Source organism: Candidatus Spongiisocius sp., from assembly GCF_965221825.1.
Classification (GTDB): domain Bacteria; phylum Actinomycetota; class Acidimicrobiia; order Spongiisociales; family Spongiisociaceae; genus Spongiisocius.
In genome coordinates, this window is record NZ_OZ244917.1 from 631,766 (window position 1) to 647,809 (window position 16,044).

General features: G+C 68.2%; 11 protein-coding genes. 1 reads left to right on the forward strand and 10 read right to left on the reverse strand.

What is annotated here, in order from left to right:
* Positions 1–142: 142 nt before the first annotated feature.
* Positions 143–2,716 carry a type I DNA topoisomerase gene (gene topA, locus ACOQPD_RS02965; protein ID WP_420613416.1) on the forward strand — a complete coding sequence of 858 codons (2,574 nt, stop codon included), beginning with the start codon at positions 143–145 and terminating at the stop codon, positions 2,714–2,716.
* A gap of 13 nt (positions 2,717–2,729) precedes the next feature.
* Here topA and ACOQPD_RS02970 read toward each other — a convergent pair whose 3' ends face one another.
* The 10 genes from ACOQPD_RS02970 to nuoF form a co-directional block, all read right to left on the reverse strand.
* The gene (locus tag ACOQPD_RS02970) at positions 2,730–3,866 is read right to left on the reverse strand and encodes a hypothetical protein (RefSeq protein WP_420613417.1); all 1,137 of its coding nucleotides are present in this window, start codon (positions 3,864–3,866) and stop codon (positions 2,730–2,732) included.
* Positions 3,867–3,978: 112 nt separating this feature from the next.
* The gene (locus ACOQPD_RS02975; protein ID WP_420613418.1) at positions 3,979–5,421 is read right to left on the reverse strand and encodes an NADH-quinone oxidoreductase subunit N; all 1,443 of its coding nucleotides are present in this window, start codon (positions 5,419–5,421) and stop codon (positions 3,979–3,981) included.
* Positions 5,418–6,962: an NADH-quinone oxidoreductase subunit M gene (locus ACOQPD_RS02980; protein ID WP_420613419.1), complete on the reverse strand. Its 1,545-nt coding sequence runs from the start codon at positions 6,960–6,962 to the stop codon at positions 5,418–5,420. Before ACOQPD_RS02980 ends, ACOQPD_RS02975 begins: the two co-directional genes overlap by 4 nt.
* 1 nt (position 6,963) lies before the next feature.
* Complete coding sequence (nuoL, locus tag ACOQPD_RS02985; RefSeq protein ID WP_420613420.1) at positions 6,964–8,865, reverse strand: NADH-quinone oxidoreductase subunit L; 1,902 nt, start codon at positions 8,863–8,865, stop codon at positions 6,964–6,966.
* A gap of 61 nt (positions 8,866–8,926) precedes the next feature.
* On the reverse strand, positions 8,927–9,244 hold the full coding sequence (gene nuoK / locus ACOQPD_RS02990; RefSeq protein WP_420613421.1) for an NADH-quinone oxidoreductase subunit NuoK: 318 nt from the start codon (positions 9,242–9,244) through the stop codon (positions 8,927–8,929).
* Positions 9,241–9,825: an NADH-quinone oxidoreductase subunit J gene (locus ACOQPD_RS02995; RefSeq protein ID WP_420613422.1), complete on the reverse strand. Its 585-nt coding sequence runs from the start codon at positions 9,823–9,825 to the stop codon at positions 9,241–9,243. Before ACOQPD_RS02995 ends, nuoK begins: the two co-directional genes overlap by 4 nt.
* A complete protein-coding gene (gene nuoI / locus ACOQPD_RS03000; RefSeq protein ID WP_420613423.1) occupies positions 9,825–10,505 on the reverse strand; it encodes an NADH-quinone oxidoreductase subunit NuoI in 681 nt (226 codons plus the stop codon). The genes ACOQPD_RS02995 and nuoI overlap by 1 nt, the downstream gene beginning before the upstream one ends.
* A 1-nt stretch (position 10,506) precedes the next feature.
* On the reverse strand, positions 10,507–11,592 hold the full coding sequence (nuoH, locus tag ACOQPD_RS03005) for an NADH-quinone oxidoreductase subunit NuoH (RefSeq protein ID WP_420613424.1): 1,086 nt from the start codon (positions 11,590–11,592) through the stop codon (positions 10,507–10,509).
* Positions 11,592–14,006, reverse strand: a complete 2,415-nt coding sequence (nuoG, locus tag ACOQPD_RS03010) for an NADH-quinone oxidoreductase subunit NuoG (protein ID WP_420613425.1) — start codon at positions 14,004–14,006, stop codon at positions 11,592–11,594. Before nuoG ends, nuoH begins: the two co-directional genes overlap by 1 nt.
* Positions 14,007–14,023: 17 nt before the next feature.
* The gene (gene nuoF / locus ACOQPD_RS03015) at positions 14,024–16,039 is read right to left on the reverse strand and encodes an NADH-quinone oxidoreductase subunit NuoF (RefSeq protein ID WP_420613426.1); all 2,016 of its coding nucleotides are present in this window, start codon (positions 16,037–16,039) and stop codon (positions 14,024–14,026) included.
* Positions 16,040–16,044: the final 5 nt, after the last annotated feature.

Sequence of the window (16,044 nt, forward strand, 5' to 3'; positions counted from 1 at the left end):
CTTCCAGCACCCTCCGATGTCGCGTCGCACCCTCCGGTTACGCTCGTAGCCGGAGGGCTCGGGCAGTATCGTTCCGGGCCGGCCGGTCGTCAGCGACCGCCCCGTTTTGACAAGCCCGACAGAATGAGGATATTAAGACCTCATGGACAAACCGCTCATCATCGTCGAATCCAACGCCAAGGCCAAGACCATCGGGGGCTACCTGGGAGGGGGCTACCGAGTGGAATCGTGCCAGGGGCATATTCGCGACCTGCCCGACCGCGCCAACCAGATCCCTGCCAAGTACCGGGACCAGGCATGGGCCAGGAACTGGGGGGTCGACGTCAACAACGATTTCGAACCCCTGTACATCGTTCCCGGTGACCGGCGCCGGATCGTGTCCAAGCTGCGGCAGGCGGCCAAGGAGGCATCCGAGCTGTACCTGGCTACCGATGAGGACCGCGAGGGAGAGGCCATCGCCTGGCACCTCACCGAGGTGTTGAAGCCCAAGATCCCGACCCACCGCATGGTGTTCCACGAGATCACGCCGGGGGCGATCCGCAACGCCCTGGCCAATCCCCGGTCCATCGACAGCTACCGGGTGGACGCCCAGGAAGCCCGGCGAACCCTGGACCGGCTGGTCGGTTACGGCGTGTCGCCCGTGCTGTGGCGCAAGGTCAGGAGGGGCCTCTCCGCGGGACGGGTGCAGAGCGTGGCCGTGCGCCTCCTGGTGGAGCGGGAACGCCGCCGGATTGCGTTCCGATCGGCGGGTTTCTGGAACGTCGAGTCCCGGCTCGTCACCGGCGGCGGCGAGGACTTCCAGGCCCACCTGGTGGCCGTCGACGGCGTGCGTCCGGCCGCGAGCAAGGACTTCGACTCCAAGGGGAACCTGAAGTCCACCGGGGTCATACTCCTGGACGGGGACCGGTCGGCCCGGCTCGCCCGGGCGGTCGAGGACTCCCTGCTGCGGATCCGGTCGGTGGACCGCAGGCCGTATACCCGCAAACCCCAGGCTCCCTTCCGGACGTCGACCCTGCAACGAGAAGCCTCCACCAGGCTGCGGTTCGAGCCGGGCCGGACCATGCGGGCCGCCCAGTCCCTCTACGAGCACGGCTACATCACCTACATGCGGACCGACAGCATCACCCTGTCAGAGACCGCCCTGCAAACGGCCCGCTCCGAGGTGGCCAGGCGGTTCGGCAAGGACTACCTGCCCTCCAGACCCGTCCGGTACACCGGCAAGGTGGCCAACGCCCAGGAGGCACACGAAGCCATACGGCCCGCCGGCGACCGGTGGAGGACACCGGAGGAAGTGGTGTCGTTGGTGTCCGACCGCGACCAGCATCTGGTCTACCAACTGGTATGGGCCCGCACCCTGGCCTCGCAGATGGCGCCGGCCCGCGGCGAGTCCACCCGGGTCCGGGCGGGGACCGTTCTCGAGAACGGAACGGACGCGGAGTTCGAGGCGTCGGGCCTCGTGATCCGGTTCCCCGGCTTCCTGAAGGCATACGCCCAGGCTGATCGAGAGCGTCACCTGCCGCGGCTCGAGGTGGACGACCAGGTCACCGCCCGGGACGCTCTCGCCAAGGAACACCGCACGGAGCCGCCGAGCCGGTACAGCGAGGCCTCCCTGATCAAGGAACTCGAGGACAGGGGAATCGGCAGGCCGTCCACCTACGCCTCCACCGTCTCCACGATCATCGAGCGCGACTACGTGTTCAAGAAGAGGACTGCGTTGGTCCCGTCGGTGACGGCGTTCGCGACCACCGAGCTACTCGAACGTCACTTCGACCACCTGGTCGACTACGGCTTCACGTCCCGCATGGAGGATGGCCTCGACAAGATCGCCCGGGGCGAGGAGCGAAAGGTTCCCTGGCTGAGTCGCTTCTTCCACGGGAACGGATCCCCCGGCCTGGTGGAGTTGATCGCCACCGACCGCGTCAAGGAGATCGACCCCCGCAGCCTCTACATCCGCATCGGGGAGGACCCCTCCGGCGCCGAGGTGGTGGCGCGGGTGGGCAGGTACGGCCCGTATCTGGTGAGGGGCGAGGATCGAGCCTCGATACCGGACGACCTGCCGCCAGACGAGCTGACCCTCGAAAGAGCCGTCAAGCTCCTCGATGCTCCTTCGGGCGACAAGATCCTGGGCACCGATCCCGATTCGGGTCTTACCGTCCTGGCCCGCAACGGACGCTACGGGCCCTACGTGCAGCTTGGCGAGCAGGTCACCGGGTCCCGCCAGAAGCCCAAGCGGACCTCCCTGCTGACCGGTATGGAACTGGACTCACTGAGCCTGGAGGACGCCCTGCGACTGCTTTCCCTGCCGCGACAGGTGGGAGTTCATCCCGACACCGGCAAGACGATCGTGGCGGGTCTGGGACGCTACGGGCCCTATCTGAAGATGGGTACCGAGTACAGAAACCTGGCGGATCAGGAACTGCTCTTCACCGTCACCCTGGAAGAGGCGGTCGCCGTGATGAACCGGCCGAAAACCCGCCGAGGGGGTCGAGCAGCCCCGCCCCTCAAGGAGCTGGGCAAGGACCCGGAGTCGGGGAGCGAGATGGTGGTCAAAACCGGGCGGTACGGGCCATACCTGACCGATGGTGCCGTGAACGTCTCCGTTCGGGAGGACACCGTGGCCGGCTTGGGCGTCGAGGAGGCCACCCGGCTTCTCGCCGCCAAGCGGGAGAAGCTGAAGAGCCAGGGCAAATGGCCGCCCAAGAAGAGGAAGCGCTAGTGACAGGCCTGCCCTAGACGCGCCGCCACCGTTGTGGGATGTTGCGGAAGGCGACACCGAGGGCCATGACCGGCAGCACCGTCGCCAAGGCCCGTCCCACGTACGGAACCTGGAGGAGGATCACGAACAACAGGGCAGCCGCCAAGAACGACCCGTAAGGCCCCATCCGGAACCTGGTCACCAGGCCCCACACCCACACGATTACAGGCACCGACCCCGCGATGAACGCGAGCAGGAACGCCAGGAGGGCCGGTACGAGGCTCACCAGACCCGCAATCACGGCAGCCGTCACCACGCCGGGAGGCCCGGCCCAGATGGCCAGGGCAGGGACGGTCACCGGCAGGGTCAGGATCAGGAGGGCCACTATCCCCCGAATCACGATTCCCACAGGGCGCCTGCGCACGCGTTCGACGCAGGCATAGAGCCATCCCGGCCGGAAACGGATCGCCATCAACCCCATGGCGATGAACAGCAGGAAGACCACCAGACCTCCCAGGAGGCGTCCCGCCCTCAACCAGAGATCCGGCGCGAGGGGCGCCCGGCGCACCAGAGTGCCCCCGATGGACGCTCCGGGGTCGATCTCGGCCTCGTCGGCGCTCCGATAGCCGAGGTCTCCGGCGACCACGGCACCCGGCCCGACCCGGAGGTGGTCGACGGTCATCTCCACGTCCCGGCCCACCCGGCCGTCGATCGTGGCGTAGAGGGTCCGCCCGCCGAGGTCACGCCCCAGGCCGCCTTCGGCCACGAGCCTGATCGCCCAGACCAGCGCATCGGCACCGATCTCGCCCCCCAGCACCGCATCCCGGGCCAGGACGGCCACCTCATCCCCCACCTCGCCGGATACCCCTAGGTCGACACCGGCCAGCCGGACCGAGCCTTCCACCGTGCCCTCGATCGAAGCCGTCCGGGCGAAGCCGACCACGTCCCCCTCCACCGTGCCCGTGACCTGGAGGCGGCTGGTGGCCAAGACCACCAGGTCGCCCTCGACTGTCCCGTGGACCCGGACCACCGAGGCCGCGACGTAGAGGCTCTCCCCCACCACCTCCTCCTCCGGGATGATGTATATGTCCCCGCTGACCGTTTGGAGAGCCTCGGGAGCGGCGGCGGCCGTCAGGAGCAGTGCCACCAGACCCAGCCCGAACAGTCTCAAGGCCGGTCGTTCCGAGAGGTGCTTGACAGGACGGGGAGGGGCTGGCCCGCGATACTTCGACCAGGGATTTCGTTGCCACCGATCGGGCCGACGGGACACTTTCAGTACCTTTCTAGGCACCGACCCGGTTCAGCACGTCGAGCAGGGGGCCGGGGAAGACGCCCAGCACCACGGATGCGCCGGCCGAGACGACCAGCACCCAACGGATGCTCCGAGCCACTTCGAGGGTCGTTCCGTCGCCGTCCTCTCCACCGAAGTACATCACCACCACCAGCCGCAGGTAGAAGAAGAAGGCCGCCACCGATGCCAGCAGGCCGGTGATCACCAGCCATTCGTACCCGCCCTCCCAAGCAGAGGTGAACACTTGGAACTTGCCGATGAACCCGGTGGTTAGGGGCATGCCGGACATGGCGATCATCAGTGTGGCCAGAACCGCCGCCACCACGGGCGACCGCCGGGCGAGGCCTCGGTACTCCTCGAAGGAGCTACCTGTGGCGGCATGGCCGCTGACCGCCGTCACCGCCGCGAACGCCCCCACCACCATGACCGAGTAGGTGGCCAGATAGAACAGGACCCCGGAACTGGCCACCAGCCCTGCCGCCAGCCCGGTCAGTATGAAGCCGGCATGGGCCACTCCCGAGTACGCCAACATCCTCCGCACGTCCGATTGCTGGATCGCCATCAGGGTTCCCAGAATCACGGACACCGCCGCTACCAGAGCCAGGCCATCACCCCATGCCCCTGAATAGCGCTCGAAGCCGCCGGTCAGGATGTTGAGCAGGGCGGCGAAGCCTCCGATCTTGGCTACGGCCGCCATGAACCCCACCACTCCTGCCGGAGCGCCCTGGTAGACGTCCGGCGCCCAGGAGTGGAATGGCGCCGCGGTGACCTTGAAACCCAGGCCGACCACGATCAGGCCGATCCCGATGAGCAATACCGCCGGACGGACCACGTGAACGCCCGACAGGCGGGCCGCTATCTCGTAGACGTTGGTACTACCTGTGGCCGTGTAGACCAGCGCTCCGCCGTAGATGAAGATGGCGGAGGCGAAGGCGCCCAGCAGGAAGTACTTCATGGCCGCCTCGTCGCCGGCCGGCGAGCTGCGCACGATACCGGCCAGCACGTAGAGGGCGATCGAGCCCACCTCCAGCGCAACGAAGGTCATCACCAGGTCGGCCGAGGCGCCCATCAGCATGAATCCGACCGTCGCCACCATGACCAGGGCGACTCCCTCGGCGGCGCGGCGGCGCAGCCCGACCAGCATCCGCCAGGCTGCGGCAGTACCCAGCACGGCCGTCACCAGCAGGACGGCCCGCACGGTCACCGATAGGTGGTTCAGGAGGAGGGTTCCCCCGAATGACAGGCCGGGTCCGTCGATGTCGACCCGGCGCCACTGGAATCCGATCGCGATCGCGACTAGCGCGTAGGTCGCCGAGACCAGCCACCCGTGTACGCGGGACGAGGGCAGGGCGAACACGTCCACCATCAGCACCACCACCGCCCCCGCGGTAAGGATGATCTCGGGTGCCACCGCCAGGTAGGAGACGCCGGTCATTCCCCGCTCCCCGATACCACGAGACGGTCACCGCCCGGTTCTGGCGCCGTGAACCCGGTGGTGGCTTCCACCCGTTCCAGGACTGCGTCGGTGGACGGACCGATCACGTCCAACGCCACCTTCGGGTAGACGCCCAGCACGATGATGAGCGCCACCAGGGGCACGAATACCAGCGTCTCCCCGATCGAGAGGTCCGGGACCTGCCGGTTGGCCGGGTCGGTGATCTCGCCGGTGAAGACCCGCTCGTACGCCCACAGCAGGTAGACCGCCGCCAGGATGACGCCGGTGGCTGACAGCACCGTGTACACCGGCAGGGTCGGGTAGCTCCCCACGAGGATCAGGAACTCGCCCACGAAACCGTTCAGTCCCGGCAGCCCGATCGATGCGAAGGCGATGAACAGGAACAGGCCCGCGAAAACGGGCATCGACGAGGCAAGGCCCCCGAAGTCGGCGATAGCCTTGGTGTGGCGGCGCTCGTAGAGGATCCCGACCAGCAGGAACAGTGCTCCGGTCGTGAGACCGTGGTTGATCATCTGGACCACGCTCCCCTCCAGACTCTGGGAGGTGAGGGCGAAGGTCCCGAGGACTATGAAGCCCAGGTGGCTGACCGAGGAGTAGGCCACCAGCTTCTTCAGATCGGGTTGGACGATCGCCACCACCGCTCCGTAGATCACCCCCACCACCGCCAGGGTGGCCATGAGAGGCACGAAGTCGAGGGTCGCCTCGGGGAACAGGGGCAGGTTGAACCGGAGGAGCCCGTAGGTGCCGAGCTTCAGCAGGACTCCGGCCAGCAGCACCGATCCGGCGGTGGGCGCCTCCACGTGGGCGTCGGGAAGCCAGGTATGGAGCGGGAACACCGGTACCTTGATGGCGAAGGCCACCAGGAACGCCCCGAACAGCCACCGCTGGGTGTCGAGGCCGAGATCGAGGTCCAGCATCCCGAGATACGAGAAGCTGATCTCACCCACCTGCTCCCGGTGGATGAGGGCCAGGGCGATGATGCCTGCCAGCATCAGGGCCGAGCCCAGCGCCGTGTAAAGAAAGAACTTGACCGCCGCGTAGACGCGGTTCTCGCTCCCCCAGATGCCGATGATGAACGCCATCGGGACCAGGATCGCCTCGAAGAAGACGAAGAAGAGGAACAGGTCGAGCGACAGGAACACCCCGATCAGGCCCGCCTCCAGCAGCAGGATCATGGCCACGAACAGCCGCACCCGGTGATCGATGCCGCCGGAGGCGGCCAGTGCGACCGGGACCAGGACGGTCGTCAGCAGGATCAGGAGCAGCGAGATACCGTCGACCCCCAGATGCCAGCCGACGCCCAGGCGGTCGATCCAGACGGACTGCTCCACGAACTGGAATCCCGCCTCGCCCCTTTCGAACGCCAGGAAGAGCCCGCCGGCCAGCGGGACCGGTAGCAGGCTGAGCACCACCCCCAGGGGCCGCACCAGCTCCCGGCGGCGTTCCGGAATGAGCATCACGATCACGGCACCGGCCACCGGTACCAGGATGAGGGCCGTGAGGGTGGAGAACCCGCTCATGTCAGATACCCCTCACCACGATCCAGCCGACCACCAGGAGGGCGCCCGCAGCCAGCAGCGAGCCGTAGGCGCGCACGAATCCCGACTGGAGAGGCCGCAGACGGGCCCCGAGCCGGCGCACCGCGACCCCGACCCCGTTGACCAGCCCGTCGATGGCGCGCTGGTCCAGAACGCCCGCGCTCCAATCCGCAATCCGCAGTCCCGGCTTGACGATCAGGTTCCCGTACACGTCGTCGATCCAGTAGCCGTGCTCCCAGGCCATGAGGGGCCGGCGCACCCGGCCCAGCAGGCGCTCCCGGACCTCCTCCGAAGCCCGCCCGTAGATCAGGTAGGCGATGAGGATGCCCACCAGCCCTGCGGCCACCGAGACCAGCGCCAGCGCCGCCAGCAGGAGGCCGTCTTCGGGGGCGTGAGCCACCGGCACCGAGTGGAAGACCGGATCCAGGAAATGCTCGAAGCTCAGCCGGAACGGGGTGTTGACGAAACCGATCACCAGCGTCAGGGCGCCCAGGATCACCAGCGGGACGGTCATGACCCGGGGCGACTCGTGCGGGTCCACCCCGTCGTCCCAGCGGCCTTCGCCGGAGAAGACCATGAAGTACTGGCGCGCCATGTAGAAGGCGGTCAGCAGGGCGGTCACCAGGCCCACGGCCCACAGCACGGTGTAGTACCCGCCCTTATAGAACATCACCGCCAGGATCTCGTCCTTCGACCAGAACCCCGCCAGCGGCGGGATCCCGGCTATAGACAGGGTGGCGATCAGCATCGTGGCGTGGGTGAGGGGCAGCTTCCGGCGCAGACCGCCCATCCTGTTCATGTCCTGCTGATCGGCCATGGCATGGATGACCGATCCGGCCCCGAGGAACAGCAGGGCCTTGAAGACCGCGTGCGTGACGAGATGGAACAGGCCCGCCACGTATCCGGCCACGCCCACCGCCATGAACATGTAACCCAGCTGGCTGATGGTCGAGTAGGCCAGCACCCGCTTGATGTCACGCTGGGCGATGGCGATGGTGGCTGCCAGCAGGGCCGTGAGTGCCCCCACCGTGGCTACGACCCCGCCGGCCACATCCGACAGGCCGAAGATGGCCGCGCACCGCGCCACCATGTAGACGCCCGCCGTGACCATGGTGGCGGCATGGATCAGGGCCGACACCGGAGTGGGGCCTTCCATGGCGTCGGGCAGCCATACGTGAAGGGGTAGCTGGGCCGACTTGCCGGCGGCACCCACCAGCAACAGCAGGCCGATGGCGGTAGCGGTGCCGGCGCCGATCACCGTTCCGGGATCGTGGAGCACCTCCGTGTAGGAGAGGGTGCCGAACGAGAGGAAGATGATCATCAGGGCCACCATGAAGCCGAAGTCCCCGACCCGGTTCACGACGAACGCCTTCTTGCCGGCCGCGGCTGCAGAAGGACGGGTGTACCAGAAGGAGATCAGCAGGTAGGAGCAGAGACCCACCAGTTCCCAGCCCACGAACAGGAGGGCGAAGTTGTTGGCCAGCACCAGGATCAGCATCGAGGCGATGAACAGGTTCAGGTAGGTGAAGAACCGGCCGAACCGGGGATCGCCATGCATGTACCCCACCGAGTAGATGTGGATGAGGGCGCCCACTCCGGTGACGACCAGGGTCATGGTGGCCGAGAGGGGATCCCACAGCAGCTCGGCCCTGGCGCCCAGACCCGGTATCCAGTCGAACAGGTGCACCACCGCCACTGCCTCCTCGGAGGAACCGGCCGAGATGAAGAAGTCGCGGGCCGCCACGGCCGCGTAGGCGAACGATCCGAGCACCGCCAGGATGGCCGGGCCGGCGGCACGGGGCTCCCCGATGCGGCGTCCGAGAAAGTGGTTGAACAGGGCGCCCGCCAGCGGCAGCGCGATGACGATCCAGAGGTAGCCGGTCATGGCGCCACCCGGACCGGGCGCCGGGGGCAGCCGGCCGGACCGCCGTCCCTGCGGGCGTGGCTCATCCCGACAACTCCGACAGTTCGTCCACCGAGGCGGTACGGCGGGATCGGAAGATCGACACGATGATGGCCAGCCCGACCGCCACCTCGGCCGCCGCCACCACCAGCACGAACAGCACCGCCATCTGCCCGCCGATGTCACCGTGGGCGCGGGCGGCGGCCACGAAGGTGAGATTGACGGCGTTGAGCATCAGCTCGACGGACATGAACATGACGAGGGCGTTGTTGCGTAGCAGGAGGCCGCCCGCTCCGATGATGAACAGGACGGCGGCCAGCGTCATGTACCACCCGGGGGTGACGATCACGGACTCGATCATGACCCGGGGCCGGTGTCCGGGCCGGCGGGTGGCTCGTCCTTGCGGCGCGGCCGGTAGAAGGCCAGGGCGATCGCCCCCACGGCCGCCACGATGAGGAGCAGGGACGTGGCTTCGAACGGCAGCAGCCACCTGGAGGCCTGTCGGTCGGATGGCGGACCGACCGAGATGAGGTTCTCGCCGATCTCCTCGATGGTCCCGCGTACCACCGGTGGATCGCCGGAGGCGATCACCCAGTCGAAGCGGCCGGTAACCACCAGCGCGCCGGCGAGTACCACCACCCCCACCAGGACGATCAGCGCCACCGGTCGCTGCACCGCCAGCTTCTCCCTGAGATCCTCGGCCCGGTCCACGCCCACGAACATGATGACGAAGAGGAACAGGGTGATGACCGCCCCGGCGTAGACGATCACCTGCACCACCGCCACGAAGTGCGCCAGGTGGACCACATAGAAGACCGCCAGAGCGAAAAGGGTGGCCATCAGGCCCATCGCCCCGTACACGGGGTTGCGGGCCCGGACCACTCCGATGGCTCCCGCCAGGGTCACCGCCCCCATCAGCACGAAGATGACCAGCTCGACCATCAGCCGTCGGCGCCTTCCGATTTCGCCGCGTCCCCTTCATCCCCGACGGCCTCGTCGGGAAGCCCGGACTGGCCGCGCTCCGGCGGGCGGACACCCACGCCCGCGGAATCCGACCAGGCCACCCGGCCCTCGTAGGCGGCCCGGCCCTGGGGCGCCGTGGCCCGCATCCATCCGTCGGCCTTGGCCAGTTCGTCGAAGTCGGCGAACCGGTCCGTGTCGAACATGTGGTTGGGTCGGCCGTCTCCGTCCACCAGCAACTCGGTCTTGGTGTATATGGCGTCGGTCCGGTTGGTGGTCGACATCTCGAACAACTGCGTGTGGGTGATGGCCTCCGTGGGACAGGCCTCGACGCAGAGACCGCAGAAGATGCAGCGCAGCATGTTGATCTCGTACACGAATCCGTAGCGCTCCCCCGGGCTCACCGGCTCGTCCACCGGGTTGTCGGCCCCCCGGACGTAGATGCAGCGGGCCGGACAGGCGCCCGCACACAGCTCGCAACCGATGCACTTCTCCATCCCGTCCTCGTAGCGGTTGAGGACGTGCCGGCCGTGGAACCGCTGCGGTTTCTCCCGCATCACCTTCGGGTACCGGGTGGTCACCAGGCCCCGGCCGGTGATGGTGGCGATGAACTGGCGGCCGGTCACCGCCATCCCTCGCAGGAATGCCTCTACCGGTCCCATGTCACCCCCACGGAAGCCCGAACTGCCGCACCGCCATCGCCCCTCCGATGAAGAACAACCACACCAGCGAAGCCGGTATCAGCCGTTTCCAGCCGAGTGTCATCAGCTGGTCGTAACGGAGGCGAGGGAGCGTGGCGCGCAGCCATACGTACATGAACAGGAACACCACCACCTTCAGCATGAACCACACGGTCGGGAGGATGGCGCTCACGACCAGCGGCAGCGTGCCGTCCCAGGTGGGACCCGACCACCCTCCCAGGAATAGGGTCACGGCCAGGGCCGACATGGTGAAGATGTTGATGTACTCGGCCAGGAAGAAAAGAGCGAAGCGAAGCCCGGAGTACTCGGTGTGGAACCCGCCAACGATCTCCTGCTCCGCCTCCACCAGGTCGAAGGGCGCCCGGTTGGTCTCCGCCACCGCGGCGATGAAGAAGATCAGGAAGGAGGGAGCGAGAACGAAGACGTTCCAGGCCGGGAGGCTGAGCGCCCGGTCGAAGAAGGTCAGGCTCCCCGATTGGGCGGCCACGATCTCGGAGAGGCTGAGCGTGCCGGTGAAGAGCACTACCGGCACCAGCGACAGGCCCATGGCCGCTTCATAGGAGATGGCTTGGGCAGTGGCCCTGACCCCGCCGAGCAACGGGTACTTGGAGCCCGAGGACCAGCCGGCCAGCACCACCGCGTACACGGCCACCGACGACATGGCCAGCACGTAGAGCAGGCCGATGTTGAGGTCGGCGCCCTGGATGGGGATCAGCCGGTCCTGGCCGCCCAGGTTGATCCGGACAGGGCGACCGAAGGGCACAACCATGAACATCAGGAAGGCCGGAACGGCAGCCAGCATCGGGGCGGCCAGGTAGAGGCCGAGCTCTACCTTGCGGGGCGTGACCTGCTCCTTGAAGAACAGCTTCAAACCGTCGGCCACGGTCTGGAGTATCCCCCACGGACCGGCTCGCTCTGGGCCGACCCGGTTCTGCATATCGGCGACCACCTTGCGCTCGAACCAGATGAGCAGGATGGTCACCACCTGGAGCAGCACGAAGACCACCACCACCCGGAGCGCCACAAGACCCAGGTCGATCCAGTCCATCAGGACGGCTCCCCCGCTGTAACGCTGACGCCGAGCGCGTTGCCCACGGCGTCCAGGCCGGGCTGGTTGAAGGGTATGTACACCGACCCCTCCGCCAGGCTCGGATCGATCCGCACCGGCAACCGCACCGACCGATCCCCCGCCCGGACCACCACCTCATCGCCCTCCGCCACCGCGAGCGAAGCGGCGTGGGCCGGGGTCAGGTAGGCGCTCGCTCCCGGCGCCAGCGGCGCCAGGGAGGGGCAGTGGCGGAGCAGCACGCCGTCGTCGTAGAGGGTGCGGGCCAGGTGGAGGGTGTGGCCGTCGAGCCGGCCGTTGAGATCCTGATGGCGGGGCTCGTGGACGAACGGCTGGTCGGCCGGGTCGATCGGGGCGACCTCGCCCTCCTGGGCGTCCCATTCGAGGTGATCCCAGGTGATGCCGGCGTAGGCGGGCGCCAGCCGGGCGATCTCTTCGGCGATGTCCTGCTCCGAGCCCAGGTTGAGCGGGCGGCCGAGACGATCCGCGAGGTCGTCCAGGATCGACCAGTCGGCCCGCGCCTGTCCGGGTCCGGGCACCAGCCGGTTCACCATCTGAACACGGCCCTCCAGGTTGGTGACCGTGCCCTTCTTCTCGCCGAAACCCAGCGCAGGGAGCACCACATCGGCCCGGCGGGAGGAATCTGTGAGGAAGAGATCCATCGCCACCACGAATCCGGCCCCGGACAGGGCGGCGGAGCCGTCGAAGCCCACCAGGTCGCGGGCCGGATCGGCGCCGCACAGGATGAGCACGTCGACCTCCCCCGCACTGCAGGCGGCGGCGATCCCGACGGCGTCGAGGCCCGGGCCCGGCGGCGCGCCGCCCCACGTGTCGAAGAGGCGTCCCGCCGCACCCTCGACCGGCAGGCGGCCCGGGAGCAGGTCGGGGGCCACCCCCATGTCGAGCGCTCCGAAGGTGTTGCCACGATGGACGAGCGGGAGCAGGGACGCGTCGAGGGAGCGGGCGAAGGCCGCCACCGACTCGGCCAGGCGGGGGTCCTCGGCCAGTCCGGGACGCCCCACCAGCGCGACCAGGGGGCCCTGGTCCAGTACCTCCCGCACCGCCCCGAGCTCCCCGGCGCCGGCCTTCAGCCGGTCCAGGAGCTGCGAACCCTCTCCGGGCCGGTAGGTCAGCTTGTGGGCGGCCCGGTCGTCCAGCCCGGTCCGGCGAGGATGGACCACGACCAGCGTCGCTCCCAACTCTTGGGCGGCCCGCCTGACTCGCAAGTAGAGGATGGGGTGGGTCTCTTTGAGGTCCGGACCCCAGAGCAGGATGGTGCGTGCGGTCTCGAGGTCGTCTATCCGGCCGCGACCCGCCAACCCGGTGAGGAGCCTGGCGGGGAGGCCGTCACCGAGCCGGGCGTCGAGGTGGTTGGACCCCACCGTCACCCGCATGAACTTGGACAGGGCGTAGGCGTCCTCGTTGGTGCCCCGCGCCCCGCCGAGCGCCGCCACCGACTCCCCATTCCCCGCGGTGATGGCCGGCCGGAGCCGCTCCGCCACCAGGTCCAGCGCTTCGCCCCACCCGGCCTCCCTGAATCCGTCCCCTTCCTTGATAAGCGGGGTGCGGAGCCGCTCGGGAGAAGCGATGAACTCGAAGCCGAACCGTTCCTTGTCGGACAGCCAACCCTGGTTGGTGGCCCCGATATCGAGACCCAGGAAGCGGAGAACGCGGTTCTGGGAGACGTGGACGGAGAGGCCGGCGCCTTCCGTGTGCAGCGTCCCGGTGCTCTCTCCGATGGTGAGGTCCCAGGGTCGGGCCCGGAAGCGGTAGGGGACGGCGGTCAGGGCCCCGACCGGGCATATCTGCACGGTGTTGCCCGAGAAATAGGAGTTGAACGGCTCGTCCGGGAAGGTGAGCACCTGGGTGTGGCCACTCCGGCCCTGGAACTCGATCAGCGGATCCCCCGAGATCTCATCTGAGAACCTGGTGCAGCGGGCGCAGAGAATGCAGCGTTCCCGGTCGAGCAGGACCAGATCGCTGATGGGTACCGGCTTGGCGAAGTGGCGTTTCTCCTCCACGAAGCGGCTCTCCCCGGGGCCGTAGGACATGGTCTGGTCCTGGAGCGGGCACTCACCGCCCTTGTCGCACACCGGGCAGTCGAGAGGATGGTTTGCCAGCAGGAACTCGAGAACCCCCTCCTGCGCCTTCTTGGCAGGCGCCGACTCGGTGTACGCCACCATTCCCTCGTTGACCGGCTGCATGCAGGAGGGGACGATGATCCTTCCGCGGGGAGTCTCGATCTCGACCAGGCACATCCGGCACATCCCCACCGGGTTCATCCGCGGGTGCCAGCAGAAGCGCGGGATGTGGGTGCCGTTGTCCTCGGCCGCCTTGATCAGCAACTCCCCGGCGGGAGCCTCCACCTCCACGCCGTCGATCGTCAGACCGACCATCTCCCGCTCTCCCCCGCTCATCTCGCCCGGCCGATCGACACGGGCACCAGGTTGGCCTGTTGCAGCAGGTCGGCCTGCTCCAGGTAGCCGTCCACCTCATCGCGGAAGTACCGGAGGAGGGACACGACCGGGGACACCGCCGAGGGCCCGAGCGGGCAGATGGTGGTCATGGCGGGCGGCCAGTTGAGTCCGGGGGAGATGTTGTCGGACACGTCCAGGAGCAGGTCGGGATCCACCGGGCGCCCCTGGCGGTCCATGATGCGCCGCAGGATCAGGTCGATCCAGACGGTTCCCTCGCGACACGGAGTGCACTGCCCGCAGGACTCGTGGGCGAAGAACCGCACCAGGCGCTCGGCGGCCGCCACCATGTCGGTGGTGTGGTCCATCACGATGACCGCTCCGGAGCCGGTCATCGATCCGTTCCCGTCGATCGCCTCCTTGGTCACCTCGGTGTCGAGGTGGAGTTCTGGGACGAACCAGGGCGCTGAGGCCCCGCCCGGCACCCAGGCCTTGAGCCGGTTCCCGTTGCGGATGCCTCCCGCCAGGTCGAAGATCAGCTCCCGCCAGGTCAGCCCCTCCACGATCTCGTAGTTGCCGGGGCGGTTGACGTGACCGGAGATGGAGCACATCCGCTTGCCGGGCGAGCCCTCCGGGCCGATGGACGCATAGGCCGCGCCGCCCGCCATGATGATCCAGGGAACGTTGGTCAGGGTCTCGACGTTGTTCACGATGGTGGGCATCATGTAGAGGCCCTTGGCGGCCGGGAAGTAGGGCGGCTTCAGCCGGGGCTCGCCACGCCTGCCCTCCAAGCTGTTCAGCAGGGCGGTCTCCTCCCCGCAGATGTAGGCGCCGGCGCCGAGATGGACGGTCACTTCCAGGTCGTAGCCCGATCCGAGAATGTCCCGACCCAGTAATCCGGCCCGGTAGGCCTCCTCGACCGCGGCCTCGACCCTGCGGGCCGCCTTGGGGTACTCGCCCCGGATGTACACGAAGGCGTGGTTCACCTCGGAGGCGTAGGAGGCGATCACGACGCCCTCGAGCATCTGGTGCGGATCCCGCTCCATGAGCTGGCGGTCCTTGAAGGTGCCGGGCTCCGACTCGTCGGCATTGACCACCAGGTAGGACGGGCGGGCCGGCGCCAGGAAGCTCCACTTGACACCGGCAGGGAACCCGGCCCCGCCGCGGCCCCGCAGCATGGAAGCCTTGATGTCGTCCGTGATGCCGGCCGGGGTCATTACCGGGTCGCCGAGCACCCGGCGGAGCGCCGAGTAACCCCCGGTGGCCTCGTAGGTGGCCAGTGCGTGGCTGTTCACCGGATGCCGGTTCATCCGGTCGGTGAGGATCATCGGTAGATCGCCGTTGCCGGCGGTCTCCGACGTGTCCAGGTCCGGGACCCGGCCATTGGACGGGACCGCCGTGCCCAGGGACGCGCAGGCCGGAACCGGTCCGGAGGCACCGGCCGGTTCGGGGATGGCCCAAGGGAACGCCGTCCGTCCGCCGAACCGGGTCTGGAGCTCGTCACCGGTCACCGTCCCTGGCTCCTCGGAGCGAAGCCAGCGCACCATCTCCCTCGCCTTGCCGGGCGTCACGCCCTCGACGAACTCGTAGTTGACCTGGACCGCGGGCGCCCCCCCGCAGGCACCGATGCACTCGACGTGTTCGGGAGTGATCGTTCCTTCGCGGTCGGTGCGGCCTGCCGGCACCCCGGCCTCGGCCTCGACCGCATGGAGCACCTCGTCCGCGCCGTCAAGCCAGCACGAGAGTGACGTACACACCGACACCAGGTACCTGCCGACCCGGTCCCGCTTGTACATCGTGTAGAAGCTGGCCACCGCCACCACCTGGGCGGGAGTCACGCCCACCAGCTCCGCCACCCGGCGCATGCCGTCCTCGGTGAGCCGGTCCGCTCCCCGGTCCAGATCCTCCTTCATGGCGATGTAAAGGAGGGGCATCATCGCCGAACGGGGGCGGGGGTAGCGGGCGATGACCTGCCGGGCCCTTTCCTCGGCGGCTTCCGACCAGGCGTACGTCATCCCCG